We start from the raw sequence: 16180 nt of genomic DNA on the forward strand, positions 1-16180 counted from the left end.
CGAAGGAATCAGCTGGCGCGACCGCCACCGCCACCCTGGCTGCGGCCGCCACCGGCGTTGCCGCCGCCACGTCGCTGGCCCTGCGGCTGACCGCCGCGCGGCGCACCGCGGCCGGCGCCATCACGCTGGCCGCCACCGGCCTTCTTCGGGCCGGCATGGGCGTGGCGGGGAGCCTCGGCGTGCGGACGACGCGCGTGCTTGCGCGGGGTACGATCGCCACCCGGCAGCTCGGCCTTGCCCGGTGCGCTGTTGCCCCAGCGGATCGGGGTCTGCGGCTCGAAGCCCGGCACGTCGCGGATGTCCATGTCCTTGTCGAGCAGGCGCACGATCTGGCGCAGCAGCTTGGCTTCGTCCTGCGCGACCAGCGAGATCGCCTGGCCGGTCGAACCGTTACGGCCGGTACGGCCGATGCGGTGCACGTAGTCCTCGGCCACCATCGGCAGGTCATAGTTGATGACCTTCGGCAGCTCGTTGATATCGATGCCGCGCGCGGCGATGTCGGTGGCGACCAGCACGGTCACGCGGCCGGCCTTGAAGTCGCCCAGCGCACGCAGGCGCTGGCCCTGGCTCTTGTTGCCGTGGATCGCCGCGGTCTTGATGCCGGACTTGTCCAGGAACATGGCCAGCTTGTCGCAGCCGTGCTTGGTACGGCCGAACACCAGGGTCTGCTCACGGCTGTCCTGGGCCAGGAGGTGCAGCAGCAGCTCGCGCTTGCGCGGGCCATCGACCGGGTGCACGCGGTGGCTGATGTTCTCGGCAACGGTGTTCTTCGGCGTGACCTGGATCTGCTCCGGGTTGCGCATGAACTCCAGCGCCAGCTGCTTGATGCTCTCTTCGAAGGTCGCCGAGAACAGCAGGGTCTGGCGGTTCTGGCGCGGCAGCTTGGCGAGGATCTTCTTGATCGACGGCAGGAAGCCCATGTCGAGCATGCGGTCGGCTTCGTCCAGCACCAGGATTTCGATGCCGGAGAGGTCGACGCTGCGGCGCTCGATGTGATCGATCAGGCGGCCCGGGCAGGCGACCAGCAGGTCCACGCCACGGCGCAGCACGTCGAACTGGTTGCCCATGCCGACGCCGCCGTAGATGCAGGCGCTCGGAATGCGCAGGTACTTGCTGTAGCCACGCAGGCTGTCATGCACCTGGGTGGCCAGCTCGCGGGTCGGGGTCAGCACCAGTGCACGCGGACGGCGCGGGCCATCGACGGCCTGCGGGTTGGTGCCCAGGTGCTGCAGCAGCGGCAGGCCGAACGCGGCGGTCTTGCCGGTACCGGTCTGTGCGCCGGCCAGCAGGTCGCGGCCTTCCAGGGCGAGCGGGATCGCCTGCTCCTGGATCGGGGTGGGGGTTTCGTAGCCCTGCTCGGCCAACGCGCGCAGCAGGAACGGGGCAAGGCCCAAGGATTCAAAAGACATCGGGTGGAAGCTCCAAAGACAAAGTAACGCCAGGCCGAATGGCCGGACGCGAGGCAGATCAATGTGATCGGCTGACTCGGAGCGTTCCCGTAAACCGCGCTGCGAGAATTGGGTGCAGTCGACGCGGTGCGCAGACTGGAATGCATGACGAATGGCGTCGGAGTGGGGGCGGGCGACGGATCGTTTGATCCATATCGCCGGCGATCCCGAAGGGAAACGGACGGCCGCTGCAGACCCGGATAGTCTAACGGATGTTTGAGACCCATACCAAATGCCCCTGTTCAGTTTGGGAGCAGGGGGACGGAACGGTAGAGCCACGCCATGCGTGGCTGCTCCTGCGCGTCGGCAATGCATTACGGTAAAGCGATGCGGCGGTGCAGCTGGTCGGCCCGCCAACCATTTGATTACACTTGAAACCTATTTTCGCGATCCCGGATACCCACCCATGAAGCTTGGTTCTTTGAAGGAAGGCGGCCGCGACGGCACCCTGATCGTGGTCTCGCGCGATCTGCGCCAGGGCGTGCGCGCCACCGGCATCGCGGCGACCCTGCAGCAGGCCCTGGAAGACTGGAGCCACCTTGCGCCGCGCCTGAACGCTCTGTACGAGTCGCTGAACGACGGCGATGCCGACGGGGTGTTCGACATCGACCTGCAGGCGCTGGCCGCACCGCTGCCGCGCGCCTATGAGTTCGTCGACGGCAGCGCCTACCTGCCGCACGTGGCCCGCGTGCGCCGCGCCCGTGGCGCCGAGGTGCCGGAGAGCTTCTACACCGATCCGCTGATGTACCAGGCCACCAGCGCCGGCTTCTACGGCCCGCGCGATGCGGTCAAGGTGGTCAGCGAGGAGTACGGCATCGACCTGGAAGCCGAGCTGGTGGTGATCACCGACGACGTGCCGATGGCGGTGACGCCCGAGCAGGCCGCCGGCCATATCCAGTTGATCGGCCTGGTCAACGACGTCTCGCTGCGCAACCTGATCCCGGGCGAACTGGCCAAGGGCTTCGGCTTCCTGCAGTCCAAGCCGCGCTCGGCGCTGTCGCCGGTGTTCGTTACCCCGGATGAGCTGGGCGAGGCCTGGCAGGACAGCAAGGTCCACCTGCCGCTGGTCACGCATGTCAACGGCACCTGGTTCGGCGCACCGGAAGCGGGCGTGGACATGCAGTTCAATTTCGCCCAGCTGGTCGCGCATGCGGCCAAGACCCGCCCGCTGGGCGCCGGTGCGATCGTCGGCTCGGGCACCATCGCCAACGAAGACACCAGCAAGGGCGCCTCCTGCTTCGCCGAACAGCGCACGGTGGAAACCCTGCGCGACGGCAAGCCGAGCACGCCCTTCATGTCCTTCGGCGACGTGGTGCGGATCGAAATGTTCGATGCAGCCGGCGAGAGCATCTTCGGTGCGATCGAGCAGCGCATCGAGCAGGCGTCCAAGCCCTGAGCGCGGAGGCGGCGATGCAGATCCCGGTCGACGACGGCATCGTGCTGTACACCTACTGGCGCTCCAGCGCCGCCTACCGCGTGCGCATCGGCCTGGAACTGAAAGGCCTGGGCTGGGAGGCACGGCCGGTGCATCTGGTCCGTGAGGGCGGTGAGCAGCACCAGGCGGACTATCGTGCACGCAATCCGCAGCAGCTGGTGCCCACGCTGCTGCATGACGGGCACACGTTGACCCAGTCACTGGCGATCCTGGAGTACCTGGACGAACGGTTCCCGCAGAATCCGCTGCTGCCGGATGACGCAGCGGGCCGTGCGCGGGTGCGCGCGCTTGCCCAGCTGGTGGCCTGCGACATCCATCCGATCAACAACCTGCGGGTCATGCAGTACCTGGAGCGCACGCTGCACGCGGGCGCGGAGGAACGTGCCCAATGGACCCTGCACTGGATGGCCGACGGCTTCGCTGCGATGGAAACCCTGCTGGCCGGAACTCCGGACACGGGCACGTTCTGTCATGGAGACCGCCCCGGCCTGGCCGATGCCTGCCTGGTGCCGCAGCTGTACAACGCGCACCGGTTCGGCCTGGATCTGGCGCCGTACTCGACCCTGCAGCGGATCGAAGCCGCCTGCCTGGCACTGCCGGCCTTCGACGCGGCCCGCCCCGAGCATCAGATCGACGCAGGGTGACGGTGGGCATCGACCGATCGACGCAGGGAGACCGGTAGGCATCGACCGTTGGTCGATGCGCCGTGTCAATTGCCCCCGCCAGCGGTGGACCTGTTAGAACCCGTGCGTGATCGCCGGCGCCGAGCTGGCCGAGTAATCCGCGTATGGATCGTGCTCGCTGCCGCCTTCGGACAGCCGGAACTTCAACGCCAGGCCATCGCGCGAATCGGCCGCGCGCAGCGCTTCCTCCTGCTCGATGATGCCGTTCTTGGCCATCCGGAACAGGCACTGGTCGAAGCTCTCCATGCCTTCCTCCAGGGACGCTTCCATCGCCGCCTTGATCTCGTGCACCTGGCCGCGGCGCAGCAGGTCGCGGATCATCGGCGTGTTGATCAACACCTCGGTGGCCGGCAGGCGGCGCCCGTCCTTGCCCTTGACCAGGCGCTGGGACACCACCGCGCGCAGGTTCAGCGAGAGGTTCATCAGCACGTTGCGGTGCGCGCTCTCGGGGAAGAAGTTGAGGATGCGCTCGATGGTCTGGTCGGCGTTGTTGGAGTGCAGGGTGGCCAGGCACAGGTGCCCGGTTTCGGCGAACGCGATCGCCGCCTCCATGGTCTCCGCATCCAGGATCTCGCCGATCAGGATCACGTCGGGTGCCTCACGCATCGCGTTCTTCAGCGCGTCGTGGAAGGTGTGCGTGTCCAGCCCGACCTCGCGCTGGTTCACGATCGACATCTTGTGCTTGTGCAGGTATTCGATCGGGTCCTCGATGGTGAGGATGTGCCCGGTCGTAGTGGTATTGCGGTGGTCGATCATCGAGGCCAGCGAGGTCGACTTGCCCGAGCCGGTCGAGCCGACCACCAGCACCAGCCCGCGCGGGGTCATGATGACGTCCTTCAGGACCTGGGGCAGGTTGAGCTCTTCGATGCTGGGGATCTTGCTGCGGATCGCACGGATCACCATGCCGACCTCGCCGCGCTGCTTGAACACGTTGACGCGGAAGCGCCCCGCATCAGGCAGGGCAATGGCCATGTTGAGCTCGAGCTCGCGCTCGAACTGCGGGGCTTGGCCTTCATCCATCAACGAGTAGGCGATCTTCTTGACCATCCCGGGCGGCAGCCCGGTATTGCCCAGCGGATAGAGTTTCCCCTCGATCTTGATGTATACCGGTGCTCCGGTCGTCAAGAACATGTCCGACGCGTTCTTTTCGGTCATCAGCTTCAGGAAATAGCCGATATCCATGCGAAATGTTTCCCCAACAATCAGCGGCTTGCCATTGCAAGCGCACCGCAGGCTTCCGACAATGGCCGCGCACACAACTCTGGCGACGGCACCCCCAATGAATCCTAGCTTCGCACAAATACGACGGGCCCTGTATGTGACGGTGTGCGCATTCGCGCTCTCTGGTGCTGCGCAGGCGCAGGATGGCGCCCTGGAACTGATGCAGGCCCGGCAGGCGGTCGACAAGGCCACCCAGGCCGATGCCGACCAGTACGCCCCGGACCTGATCGCCGTGGCCCGTCAGGGCCTGGAGCAGGCCCAGCGCGCGGCCGGCGACCGCCGCGAGCGCAAGAACGCGCCGATGCTGGCCGTTCGCGCCACGGTCGATGCCGACCTGGCCCGCGCCCGCAGCGAAGAAGCCACCGCCACCGCCCAGCTGCAGCTGCGTCGCAATGAAGTCAGCCAGCTGCAGCGCCAGCTCGCCACCGGGGAAGACCGCTGATGATGTCCACCAAGATGCGCATGCCCTGCCTGCTGCTGGCCGTCAGCCTCAGCCTGCCGCTGCTGGTCCAGGCCGCCGATGACCCCGCCGTGGCCCAGCTGACCCAGCGCCTGATGGCGATCCAGGCCAACCCGGATGCGGCCCAGCTGGCCGCCTTCGAGCGCCTGCAGGCCCAACAGGCCGTGGCCGATCTGGCCAAGGCCAAGCGCCGGGATCTGGACCAGGCCCGCTACCTGGCCGAGCGCCGGGTCGAGATCGCCGAAACCAGCGTCCGCGCCGCCCTGGCCCAGCGTGAGGTCGACCAGCTCGAACGCACCCGCAGCGAGCTGCTGATCGAAGCCAGCCGCCGCGATGCCCAGCGGGCCCGCCAGGAAGCCGAGCGCCTGCGCGTCCAGGCCCAGATCCAGGCCGAGGAAAGCGAACGCCTGCGCCAGGCGGCCGAACAGGAAGCCCTGGCCCGCCAGGACGCCGAAACCGCGCTCACCAGCGTGGCCGGCAAGCAGACCGCCCGCCTGAGCGCGGCCCAGCAGAACGCGGCCAAGCTGGCCCGTGAAGAAGCCGAGCTGGTGGCAGGCAGCAAGTTGCCGGGCTCCAGATTCGACAGCCGGGGCGAAGTGTTCACCTTCAACGGCGATGCCTTCGCGGCCGGCAAGGGCAGCCTGTCCGGCGGGGCCAAGGGCCAGGCCAAGGCGCTGGCCGAGTACCTGAACATCGGCAAGAAGGGCCGGGTCCGGATCGAGGCCTACGACGCCGCGGCCGGTGTCGGCCAGCAGCGCGCCGAGGCGCTGCGTGACGCCCTCGTGGCCGCCGGCGTGAGCGCCAGCCGGCTGCAGGTCAGCGGCAAGAAGGCGGCGGCGACCAAGGCGCGTTCGGCCGAGGTCATCATCGCGCCGTGATGCCCGGCCGGCAGCGCGTCATGCCCGCCGGGCATGACGCAACTGGTTGTTTTTGTTTAATTTCCGTTGTTCTGCGTGTTCAGCCTGAACCCCGCCTAGGCGGGCGCGACGATATCGTCTGAAAGGGTTGAACCGGCTCCGAAGCAAGCGTAGGGTCAGTTGTCCGGGTCGCCTTCCGCGGCCTGGACGATTGGAGGGCCGGCAATGCACCAGCGCCACGAATCAGAGCAGTCCGAGGTCCAGGTTGAACTGGACGCCGCTGCGGGTTCGCAGGTCAGGGTTGCCGTGCACTCCGCCCCAAGCAGCGCCCCGTGCCGTCAGGCCGGGGCGTTCTTGTTTCTGCAGAAGCGATAGGAGGTTCATCATGTTTGAAGGTCAGCCCCAGAGCGACATCGACGCACGGCGCAAGCAGGATCCGGAATTCAAGGCGCTCTACGAACGGCACCAGAAGTTGAACAAGAAGTGCATGGATGCCGAGCTGGGGGTACTTCCGATAGACCGCCTCACCCTGGGACAGATGAAGCGTGAGAAGCTGCTGGCCAAGCAGAAGCTGGAACGGATGTACGCCTCCCCCGTGCACTGACGCCTTTACCTCCACGTCTATTAGCCCCTACGTCGCGGGCGGTTCCGGTCACCTCGTCGACCGGTGCCGTCCGCGCCGCTTGATGAACGCGGCAACCTGACTTTCGCCGCCAACCGTCGGATAATCACCGGTCCGGCCGCATTGCGGCGCGAATCGATGTGAACCGATGGCAATCCACTCCTCCGTACTCGAACTCATTGGCCAGACCCCGATCGTCAAGGCCCAGCGCCTGGATACCGGCGTCTGCGAGCTTTACCTGAAGCTCGAGAGTGCCAATCCCGGAGGATCGATCAAGGACCGCATCGGCCTGTCGATGATCGAAGCCGCCGAGCAGCGGGGCGACCTCAAGCCGGGCGCAACCCTGGTCGAGGGCACCGCCGGCAACACCGGCCTTGGCCTGGCGCTGGTCGCCCAGCAGAAGGGCTACAAGCTGATCCTGGTCGTGCCGGACAAGATGAGCCGCGAGAAGATCTTCAATCTCAAGGCGATGGGTGCCGAAGTGCGCCTGACCCGGTCGGACGTGGCCAAGGGCCATCCCGAGTACTACCAGGACATGGCCAAGCGCGTGGCCGAGGAAACCCCCGGCGCGTACTTCATCAACCAGTTCGGCAACCCGGACAACCCGGCCGCGCATGAGTTCGGCACCGGCCCGGAAATCCTGGCGCAGATGGACGGCGACCTGGACGCGATCGTGTTCGGTTGCGGCAGCTCGGGCACGATGACCGGCCTCTCTCGCGCCTTCGCCACCCTCTCGCCGAAGACCGAGCTGGTGCTGGCCGATCCGGTCGGCTCGATCCTGGCCGAATACATCAATGACGGCGTGCTCAACGACAAGTCGGGCAGCTGGCTGGTGGAAGGCATCGGCGAGGACTTCCTGCCCTCGATCGCCGATTTCAGCCGCGTCACCAAGGCGTACGCGATCAGCGATGCCGAGAGCTTCCACACCGCGCGCGAGCTGCTGGGCAAGGAAGGCATCCTCGGCGGCTCCTCGACCGGCACCCTGCTGGCCGCGGCCCTGAAGTACTGCAAAGAGCAGACCACCCCGAAGAAGGTGCTGGTGCTGGTCTGCGATACCGGCAACAAGTACCTTTCCAAGATGTACAACGACTACTGGATGCTGGACAACGGCTTCCTGGAGCGTCCGCAGTCCGGCGACCTGCGCGATCTGATCCTGCGCCCGTACGGCCAGCGCGACACCGTGGTGATCGGCCCGAACGACCTGCTGACCACCGCCTACCAGCGCATGAAGCTGTATGACGTCTCGCAGCTGCCGGTGATGGACGGCGACCAGTTGGTCGGCATCGTGGATGAAAGCGACGTCCTGCTGCACGTCTACGGCGACGAAGCCCGCTTCCGCGACCCGGTCGCCACCGCGATGGTCAGCAAGCTGGACCGCCTGGACGTGAAATCCCCGATCGAGGCCCTGCTGCCGGTGTTCGACCGTGGCCAGGTCGCCATCGTCATGGACGGCGCCAACTTCCTCGGCCTGATCACCCGCATCGACCTGCTGAACTACCTGCGCCGACGCGTACAGTAAGCGTCTGTGTCGCAATGAACCCATGTTTATCCGCGTCAACGGCCGATTAAGCCGCCGCTGATAGACTTCCGCTCCTTTTGCGGGGGCCCCTGTCGGGGCTCCCCTTGCCGGGAAACAACATGTCCGATCACGCTTCCTCCGGGCACGGCGAACGCCCGCTCGCGCTGGCCACGCTGGCCATCCACGGCGGCCAATCGCCGGATCCGAGCACCGGCGCGGTGATGCCGCCGATCTATGCGACCTCCACCTACGCCCAGTCCAGCCCCGGCGAGCACCAGGGCTTCGAGTACTCGCGTACCCACAATCCCACCCGTTTCGCCTACGAGCGTTGCGTGGCCTCCCTGGAAGGCGGCAGCCGCGGTTACGCGTTCGCCTCGGGCATGGCCGCCAGCTCCACGGTGATGGAGCTGCTGGATGCCGGCAGCCACGTGGTGGCGATGGACGACATCTACGGCGGCACCTTCCGCCTGTTCGAGCGCGTGCGTAAGCGCACCGCCGGCCTGCAGTTCAGCTTCGTCGATCTGACCGACCTGGCCGCGTTCGAAGCCTCGATCACCCCGCAGACCAAGATGGTCTGGATCGAGACCCCGACCAACCCGATGCTGAAGATCGTGGACATCGCCGCCGTGGCCGCCATCGCCAAGCGCCACGGGCTGCTGGTGGTGGTCGACAACACCTTCGCCTCGCCGATGCTGCAGCGTCCGCTGGAGCAGGGCGCGGACCTGGTCCTGCACTCGGCCACCAAGTACCTCAACGGGCACTCGGACATGGTCGGTGGCATGGTCGTGGTCGGCGACAACGCCGAGCTGGCCGAACAGATGGCCTTCCTGCAGAACTCGATCGGCGCCGTCCAGGGCCCGTTCGACAGCTTCCTGGCCCTGCGCGGCCTGAAGACCCTGCCGCTGCGCATGAAGGCGCACTGCGCCAACGCGCTTGCCCTGGCCCAGTGGCTGGAAAAGCATCCGGCTGTCGAGAAAGTCATTTACCCCGGCCTGACCTCGCACCCCCAGCATGAGCTGGCGACGCGCCAGATGAACGGCTACGGCGGCATCGTCTCGATCGTCCTCAAGGGCGGTTTCGAGGCGGCCAAGCGTTTCTGCGAGAAGACCGAACTGTTCACCCTGGCCGAATCGCTCGGTGGCGTGGAAAGCCTGGTGAATCATCCCGCGGTGATGACGCATGCCTCGATCCCGGTGGAGCGCCGCGAAAAGCTGGGCATCAGCGATGCGCTGGTGCGGCTGAGCGTCGGGGTGGAGGAACTGGGCGATCTGCAGGTCGATCTGGAGCGGGCACTGGGTACCGAGGCCGCTTGAGATGGGAATCCTGTCGGTATTCGGAAAGAACCGCTCGCTTGCCTACGAACTGACCCAGCGTGAAGTGCTGGGCCGGTACCGGGGGGCCAGCTTCGGCCTGTTGTGGTCGCTGATCAGCCCGTTCCTGATGTTGCTGGTGTACACGCTGGCGTTCGGCTTCGTGATGAAGGGCCGCTGGCCGGGGTCGAGTGGTTCGACCACGGATTTCGCCCTGATCCTGTTTGCCGGCCTGACCGTGCATGGCTTTTTCGCCGAGTGCTTCATCCGCGCCCCGCAGCTGATCGTGGGCAATACCGGCTACGTGAAACGCGTGGTGTTCCCGCTCGACATCCTGGTGTGGAGCATGACGTTCTCGGCGTTGTTCCACCTCGCCATGAACATGGTGGTCCTGCTGATCCTGTATCTCTGCGTGAAGGGCAACATCCACGCGACCGCGCTGCTGCTGCCGCTCGTCCTGGCGCCGCTGGTGATCCTGACCGTGGGCGTGGGCTGGGCCGTATCGGCGCTCGGTGTGTATCTGCGCGACATCGGTCAGATCGCCGGCGTCGTCGCCACCGCCATGCTGTTCCTGTCCTCGGCCATCATCCCGGTGGAATCGGTGCCGGAGAGCTATCGGATCGTGTTCGAGCTCAATCCGCTGACCTTCATCATCAACCAGGTGCGTGAAGTGGTGATCTGGGGTCGCCTGCCGGATTGGACGGGACTGGCGATCTACACCGTCATTGCCTGCGTGGTCGCGTTCATCGGCCATCGCATCTTCACCAAGCTGCGCGTGGGGTTCGCCGATGTCCTCTGAAATCACTCCGGCGGAAACCGTCATCGAGGTCCAGGGCGTCGGCAAGGCGTACCACATGTACGAGCGGCCCTCGCATCGCCTGTGGCAGGCGCTGGCGGGCAAGCGCAAGTCGTTCTACAAGGATTTCTGGGCACTGCGCGGCGTCAGCTTCTCGATCCGTCGTGGCCAGACCGTGGGGATCGTCGGCCGCAATGGCTCGGGCAAGTCGACCCTGTTGCAGATGATCGCCGGTACCTTGAACCCCACCGAAGGCCATATCTCGGTGAAAGGGCGGGTTGCCGCGCTGCTGGAACTGGGCAGTGGCTTCAATCCGGAATTCACCGGGCGCGAGAACGTCCTGCTCAATGCCACCATCCTCGGGTTGCGGCGCGATCAGATCGAACAGCGGATGGACAGCATCCTGGCCTTCGCCGATATCGGTGAGTTCATCGATCAGCCCGTGCGCAGCTATTCCAGCGGCATGTCGGTGCGCCTGGCGTTCGCGGTGATCGCGCACGTCGATGCCGACATCCTGATCATCGATGAAGCACTTGCCGTCGGTGATGCGTTCTTCTCGCAGAAGTGCATGCGCTTCCTGCGTGAATTCCAGAAGCACGGCACGCTGCTGTTCGTCAGTCATGACGCCGCGGCCGTCACCAACCTCTGCGAGAACGCGGTGTGGCTGGAGAACGGCAAGATGCGCCTGGCCGGCACCTCGCAGGAGGTGGTCGAGGCGTACATGACCGAACAGCACGTGGTCGGCCGTCGCGAAGCGGCTGCCGAAGACATCGTCGTGGCCAAGAAGAAGCCGCGCCGGCTGTCCAGCGACCATGCCGACTTCCGCCAGGAGGCCTTCGGCGAAGCCGGCGTGCAGAATCGCATGGCCCTGTTCGAGTTCGATCCGGACAACGTCGGCCAGGAGTTCGGCGCCGATGGCGCGCGCATCGTGGATGTCCGCATGACCGATGCCGACGGCGTCCCGCTATCGATTCTGGAAGGTGGCGAACTGGTGCGGCTGGAAGTGAGGGTCGCGCTTCGTGAAGCCCTGGACAATCTGATCGTCGGTTTCTACGTCAAGGACCGGCTGGGCCAGCGCCTGTTCGGTGACAACAGTTACTTCGCCTGCAAGGACGCGCCCGTGTCCGGTGTCGCAGGCGAGACCGTCGTGGGGGCGTTCGTGTTCCGGATGCCGATCATGCCGTCCGGTTCCTACATGATCGATGCCGCGGTGGCCTCTGGCGACCAGCACGACCATACACAGCAGCACTGGATCCATGACGCGCTGGAGTTCCGCGCGCTGGATGAAACCATGCGGTTCGGCCTGGTCGGGTTGCCGATGCTGTCCATTGAAGTTTCCAAGGAGTCGCGATGATCGAGTTTACCGGCGAGCGCTTTGTGCCTACCGAGCACGGCGTGATCAGGCAGGAGCATCTGCATCGCTACGCGTGGTGCCTGCCGCTGGTGGAAGGCAAGGACGTGCTCGATGTTGCCAGTGGCGAAGGCTATGGCAGCGCCATGCTGGCGTCCAAGGCGCGCTCGGTGCGTGGCGTGGATATTTCCCACGACGCGGTGAACCACGCTGCCGAGCGCTACGCTTCGCTCGATAATCTGCAGTACCTGCAGGGTTCGGCGGCGGCGATCCCGCTGGCCGACGACAGCGTCGATGTCGTGGTGTCGTTCGAGACCATCGAGCACCTGCTGGAACAGGATGAAATGATGGCCGAAATCCGGCGCGTGCTGCGCCCGGATGGCATCCTGATCATGTCCTCGCCGAACAAGGAGGTCTACTCCGATCAGGCCGGCTACCACAACGATTACCACGTCAAGGAACTCTATCTCAACGAGTTCCAGGCCCTGCTGGAGAAGTACTTCCCGGCGGTGGAACTGTCCGGTCACCGCATGGCGGTCTGCTCGACCATCACGCCACTGGAGGGTGCGCCGGAGCAGCAGGTGTTCCAGGCGCTGGCCGATACCGGCGAACGTGTGGAGCAGCGCGTGGCGCACATGCCAGCGGCGGTCTACTTCGTCGCCATCGCCGCGGCCGACCGTGGCCTGATCCCCGTGCTGCCGGCCTCGGTGCTGTATGCCGAAGGCGAAGATCTCTACAACCACCATCACGAAGTGGCCCGGTGGGCGCAGGCGCAGGATGCGGAAATCGGTTCGCTGCGCGGGCATGTGCAGCGTGAGCAGGCCGAGGTTGGGGCCTTGCACGAGCACTTGGCACAGCAGCAGGACTCCTTTGAGACGCTCAAAGGAGAACTCGAGCAGCAACGGCAAACCGTTGAGAACCTCGCGGGCGAGCTCGACCATCAACGGCAGTTGATGAAATCTCGAGGGATTGAGCTCCAGCAACAGCAGCATCACGCTGAAGTCCTCGAGCGTAACCTGGCACATGCGCAGAATGTGCTGAATGTGGAGCGCGATCATGCCCGGCGACTTGAAAGCGCCATCGCCGCGTTGTGGGAAGCAAAGATCCAACTGGAAGTTGAGCTGTCCGATCTATTGGGCAGCGCGCGTGATGACCTTCAAAAACACCGCCTTGATATCGGCCAGCTGATGGCCTCGGCGGGGGGTGTTCCCAGTGAGGCGGTGGCTGCCGAGGTGGCGGCAGATCGGCGACGCGAACAGGAACTGGCCGACGTCGTGCAGCGCTATCGTGGTGAGTTGTCGTCGTTGCAAGCCTTCACCAGCACCGTGCTGCAGTCGAAATCGTGGAAGTTCACGCGGCCGCTGCGGTTCCTGTCGCGTGTAGTGCGTGGTGACAGTGATGCGGTGTTGAGTTCATTGCGTGCCACCGGCCTGGCACGGCATCGCCTGCTTGCGCCCTTGGTGCCGACGGTGAAGCGGTTCTTGATGCGTCGTCGGGACTCTGTCGTTGTCCCGGTGGATGGTCTCAAGCTGGAGCAGGTGCTGCAGAATCCCGACCAGACGCTGGAAGAGGTTCGCTTCGAGTCGGTCGAGGCACCGGTGGTCAGCATCGTCATTCCCACCTACGGCAATTACGAGCAGAGCCTGGCCTGCGTGGCGTCGATCGCCCGTGCCGGTGCGGACGTGTCTTTCGAGGTGCTGGTCCTGGAGGATGCCTCCGGCGATCAGGACATCAAGAAGCTGGCGCGGATTCCGGGGCTGCGGTTCCACCACAACACTAAGAATCTCGGTTTCTTGCTGTCGTGCAATCAGTCCCTGACGCTGGCCAAGGGCGAGTTCATTTACCTGCTCAACAACGATACCGAAGTTACGCCTGGCTGGCTGGATGCACTGGTGCAGGTCTTCAGGACGCATCCGGACGCGGGCATGGTCGGGTCCAAGCTGGTGTATCCGGATGGACGGCTTCAGGAAGCAGGCGGCATCGTCTGGGCTGATGGCAGCGCATGGAACTTCGGCCGTCTGGATGTTCCCAACAGATCGGCCTACTCCTATTTGAAGGAAGCCGACTACATCTCCGGTGCATCAATCATGATACCGGCAACGTTGTTCCGGGCCATGGGTGGCTTCGATGAGCGCTACGTTCCGGCCTACTACGAAGACACCGATCTTGCCTTCCGGATCCGCGAGAGAGGCTTGAAGGTCTATCTGCAACCGGCATCCGTCGTGGTCCATTACGAAGGCTTGTCCAGCGGTACCGATGAGACCACTGGCGTCAAGGCGTTCCAAGCGATCAACCGGGAGAAGTTCCTGGCACGTTGGGAAAGCACGCTGCGCAACGAACAGTTCCCCAATGCCCAGGACGTGTTCCTCGCGCGCGACCGTTCGCGCGGCCGGCGACACGTCCTGGTGGTGGACCACTACGTGCCGCAGCCCGACCGGGATGCCGGGTCGCGGGCTACCTGGCAGGTGATCGAGACCCTGGTCGGGCAGGGTTGCCAGGTATCGTTCTGGCCGGCCAACGCCTACGAAGACCCGATCTATACCCCGCCGCTGCAACAGCTGGGCGTGGAGGTCCTGTGCGGCTCGGACTATGTCGGACGCTTCGATGCGTGGCTGGCCGAGCACGGTGGTTACCTTGATGCAGTGGTGCTCAACCGCCCGCACATCTCCGCCGAACTGGTCGGCAGCGTACGACGCCACAGTCGTGCGAAGCTGGTGTATTACGGGCACGACATCCATCACCTGCGCATGCAGCAGCAGCTGGCGTTGCATCCGGATCGTGAGCTCGAAGAGGAGACCCAGCGTTTCCGTGAGTTTGAACACGGCCTCTGGAAGCAGGCAGACGTCGTGTTGTATCCATCCACGGATGAAACCGCCCATGTCCGCAGCTGGCTGGCTGAGCATGAGCCCGGTGTGGACATCCGCGCGGAGACCATTCCGCTGTATGCGTATGAGCCCGTGCCGGAATCTGATATGGCCGGTCCGGAGGACCGAGCGGGCATCCTTTTCGTTGCCGGTTTCGCGCACGCGCCCAACGTGGACGCAGCGCTGTGGTTCGTCCGAGAGGTACTGCCGCTGGTCCAGCGTGAGGTGCCGGGAGTCCAATTGAGTCTGGTGGGATCCAATCCGCGGCCGGAAGTGCTGGCGATGACTTCGGAGCAAATTGAGGTCACCGGTTACGTCAGCGATCAGGTTCTGACCGAGCGGTACCAGCGCGCCCGCGTCGCGGTGGCACCGCTACGTTTTGGCGGTGGCGTTAAGGGCAAAGTGCTGGAAAGCCTGCAGCACGGTCTCCCCTGTGTAACCACCTCGATTGGCATGCAGGGCCTCGGCGATGCGGCCTCGTTCATGCCGGTGGGCGATGCGCCGGGGGACATGGCCGCCCACATTGTCACGCTGCTGCGTGATGACGAGGCGTGGCGCCGGGTGTCGAGGGCCGAGCGAGCATTCATTGGCGCCCACTACTCTCACGATGCGCTCTGGCAAGTGCTGTCTGCTGCTATTGGGTCACGGTCGGCGTTGTAAGCGATGGGGGACCCTTTGTTTTCTGTTTGGCAATGAATGCTGATATTAAGGATGTAGGACCAGGGAACGAGTGTAGAAACAAGATGGGATTGTGGTCGATGACGGCGTGAATGTCCTGGCATCTCGCCGCCGTCGCTGCAGTCCCATTTCCCCCTGCTCCAATATGAGAGGAGAAAGCTTGCAGGCGGAACCAGCTGAATATTTATCGTCGAGGAAGTAACCAGGATCCGGCCGTGGCCAATCTAAAGTGTAGTTTTCTGTTGAAAAAACTGGGAGTGTCTGGCTGTCGACCGAAGTCGTGTGGCGGAGCCAAGTAGCTTTCGCTTCCCTGTCGTTGGCTCACGCCCATAAAGGTGCCGCAGCGGCTGGATCGTGGCCATCCACGACCACACGCTCCGGCGGGCCCGTAAACTACAGATGATCGATGAGCCAGTCGTATTTGAGCCCAGCGGTAGCCGCTGGCCTGCCCGCGCTGCGGGTCGAGACTGGCGAGTATTCATTGGCTGGCGCCACAATGACTTGCGCAGACAGCAGCCTTCATGTGCGCCACGACCTCTTTCCATGCCGCTACCCATTGGACTGATTAGAATCGGACGACTGTCAGGACTTTTAAGTTCAGGCACCAGGCGCAGATGTCAGGCCTAGTGGATCTGTAGGGTACGGGTGTGATCGCGATGGACCAACTATGTTATCGAGAAAGCACCGCTAGCTCCAGTGTCAGTCCAGCGTCCTCGAGCTAGTGTGTTGGTCGCCCAAGTAGGGTGCAAAATGATTGTTTTCTAAACTGTAGACGAACCAGTAGCGCACGCGCCTATTTAGTCCGCATGGCGTTTGATTAGGACGGGCGCTTGTGCTGTAGCGCGATCGAACTGAAGTGACTGGGACGCTGCCGAAGGCAGGGCTCGCAGGACAAGAGCTCGGCGCTGATTGAAGAATCGTGCGCCTTCGCCCGGT

General features: G+C 64.7%; 12 protein-coding genes. 10 read left to right on the top strand and 2 right to left on the bottom strand.

The window, feature by feature from the left end; all coding sequences use genetic code 11:
* Positions 1–8: 8 nt before the first annotated feature.
* Positions 9–1409 (bottom strand): DEAD/DEAH box helicase, encoded by a 1401-nt coding sequence (locus tag HH110_RS16445; RefSeq protein ID WP_176990666.1) that lies wholly within the window; start codon positions 1407–1409, stop codon positions 9–11.
* Between the two features lie 445 nt (positions 1410–1854).
* On the opposite strand from HH110_RS16445, the gene HH110_RS16450 reads away from it, so the two are divergent.
* Together HH110_RS16450 and maiA are read left to right on the top strand one after the other, a co-directional pair.
* Positions 1855–2844: a fumarylacetoacetate hydrolase family protein gene (locus HH110_RS16450; protein WP_176990667.1), complete on the top strand. Its 990-nt coding sequence runs from the start codon at positions 1855–1857 to the stop codon at positions 2842–2844.
* A gap of 14 nt (positions 2845–2858) precedes the next feature.
* Positions 2859–3527: a maleylacetoacetate isomerase gene (gene maiA, locus HH110_RS16455; protein ID WP_176990668.1), complete on the top strand. Its 669-nt coding sequence runs from the start codon at positions 2859–2861 to the stop codon at positions 3525–3527.
* Between the two features lie 93 nt (positions 3528–3620).
* Here maiA and HH110_RS16460 read toward each other — a convergent pair whose 3' ends face one another.
* Positions 3621–4748 (bottom strand): PilT/PilU family type 4a pilus ATPase, encoded by a 1128-nt coding sequence (locus HH110_RS16460; RefSeq protein ID WP_176990669.1) that lies wholly within the window; start codon positions 4746–4748, stop codon positions 3621–3623.
* Between the two features lie 97 nt (positions 4749–4845).
* On the opposite strand from HH110_RS16460, the gene HH110_RS16465 reads away from it, so the two are divergent.
* From HH110_RS16465 to HH110_RS16500, 8 genes are all read left to right on the top strand, one after another.
* Positions 4846–5229, top strand: coding sequence for a DUF4398 domain-containing protein (locus HH110_RS16465; RefSeq protein WP_176990670.1), 384 nt, complete (start codon positions 4846–4848; stop codon positions 5227–5229).
* 2 nt (positions 5230–5231) lie between these two features.
* Entirely contained in the window at positions 5232–6125 is an 894-nt protein-coding gene (locus HH110_RS16470; protein ID WP_176990671.1) for a hypothetical protein, read from the top strand.
* 364 nt (positions 6126–6489) lie between these two features.
* Positions 6490–6708, top strand: coding sequence for a YdcH family protein (locus HH110_RS16475; protein ID WP_176990672.1), 219 nt, complete (start codon positions 6490–6492; stop codon positions 6706–6708).
* Between the two features lie 166 nt (positions 6709–6874).
* Positions 6875–8245 carry a pyridoxal-phosphate dependent enzyme gene (locus tag HH110_RS16480; RefSeq protein ID WP_176990673.1) on the top strand — a complete coding sequence of 457 codons (1371 nt, stop codon included), beginning with the start codon at positions 6875–6877 and terminating at the stop codon, positions 8243–8245.
* Positions 8246–8364: 119 nt separating this feature from the next.
* Complete coding sequence (locus HH110_RS16485; RefSeq protein WP_176990674.1) at positions 8365–9558, top strand: cystathionine gamma-synthase; 1194 nt, start codon at positions 8365–8367, stop codon at positions 9556–9558.
* A gap of 1 nt (position 9559) precedes the next feature.
* Positions 9560–10354, top strand: coding sequence for an ABC transporter permease (locus HH110_RS16490; RefSeq protein WP_176990675.1), 795 nt, complete (start codon positions 9560–9562; stop codon positions 10352–10354).
* The gene (locus tag HH110_RS16495; RefSeq protein WP_176990676.1) at positions 10344–11705 is read left to right on the top strand and encodes an ABC transporter ATP-binding protein; all 1362 of its coding nucleotides are present in this window, start codon (positions 10344–10346) and stop codon (positions 11703–11705) included. The genes HH110_RS16490 and HH110_RS16495 overlap by 11 nt, the downstream gene beginning before the upstream one ends.
* A complete protein-coding gene (locus HH110_RS16500; RefSeq protein WP_176990677.1) occupies positions 11702–15226 on the top strand; it encodes a glycosyltransferase in 3525 nt (1174 codons plus the stop codon). The genes HH110_RS16495 and HH110_RS16500 overlap by 4 nt, the downstream gene beginning before the upstream one ends.
* Positions 15227–16180 lie beyond the last annotated feature (954 nt).

Source organism: Stenotrophomonas sp. SAM-B (assembly GCF_013387485.1).
Classification (GTDB): Bacteria; Pseudomonadota; Gammaproteobacteria; order Xanthomonadales; family Xanthomonadaceae; genus Stenotrophomonas; species Stenotrophomonas maltophilia_AA.

Excerpts from the sequence above, each read along its gene's own strand:
- HH110_RS16445 (WP_176990666.1), bottom strand. The coding sequence starts at position 1,409 with ATGTCTTTTGAATCCTTGGGCCTTGCCCCGTTCCTGCTGCGCGCGTTG.
- HH110_RS16450 (WP_176990667.1), top strand. The coding sequence starts at position 1,855 with ATGAAGCTTGGTTCTTTGAAGGAAGGCGGCCGCGACGGCACCCTGATC.
- maiA (WP_176990668.1), top strand. The coding sequence starts at position 2,859 with ATGCAGATCCCGGTCGACGACGGCATCGTGCTGTACACCTACTGGCGC.
- HH110_RS16460 (WP_176990669.1), bottom strand. The coding sequence starts at position 4,748 with ATGGATATCGGCTATTTCCTGAAGCTGATGACCGAAAAGAACGCGTCG.
- HH110_RS16465 (WP_176990670.1), top strand. The coding sequence starts at position 4,846 with ATGAATCCTAGCTTCGCACAAATACGACGGGCCCTGTATGTGACGGTG.
- HH110_RS16470 (WP_176990671.1), top strand. The coding sequence starts at position 5,232 with ATGTCCACCAAGATGCGCATGCCCTGCCTGCTGCTGGCCGTCAGCCTC.
- HH110_RS16475 (WP_176990672.1), top strand. The coding sequence starts at position 6,490 with ATGTTTGAAGGTCAGCCCCAGAGCGACATCGACGCACGGCGCAAGCAG.
- HH110_RS16480 (WP_176990673.1), top strand. The coding sequence starts at position 6,875 with ATGGCAATCCACTCCTCCGTACTCGAACTCATTGGCCAGACCCCGATC.
- HH110_RS16485 (WP_176990674.1), top strand. The coding sequence starts at position 8,365 with ATGTCCGATCACGCTTCCTCCGGGCACGGCGAACGCCCGCTCGCGCTG.
- HH110_RS16490 (WP_176990675.1), top strand. The coding sequence starts at position 9,560 with ATGGGAATCCTGTCGGTATTCGGAAAGAACCGCTCGCTTGCCTACGAA.
- HH110_RS16495 (WP_176990676.1), top strand. The coding sequence starts at position 10,344 with ATGTCCTCTGAAATCACTCCGGCGGAAACCGTCATCGAGGTCCAGGGC.
- HH110_RS16500 (WP_176990677.1), top strand. The coding sequence starts at position 11,702 with ATGATCGAGTTTACCGGCGAGCGCTTTGTGCCTACCGAGCACGGCGTG.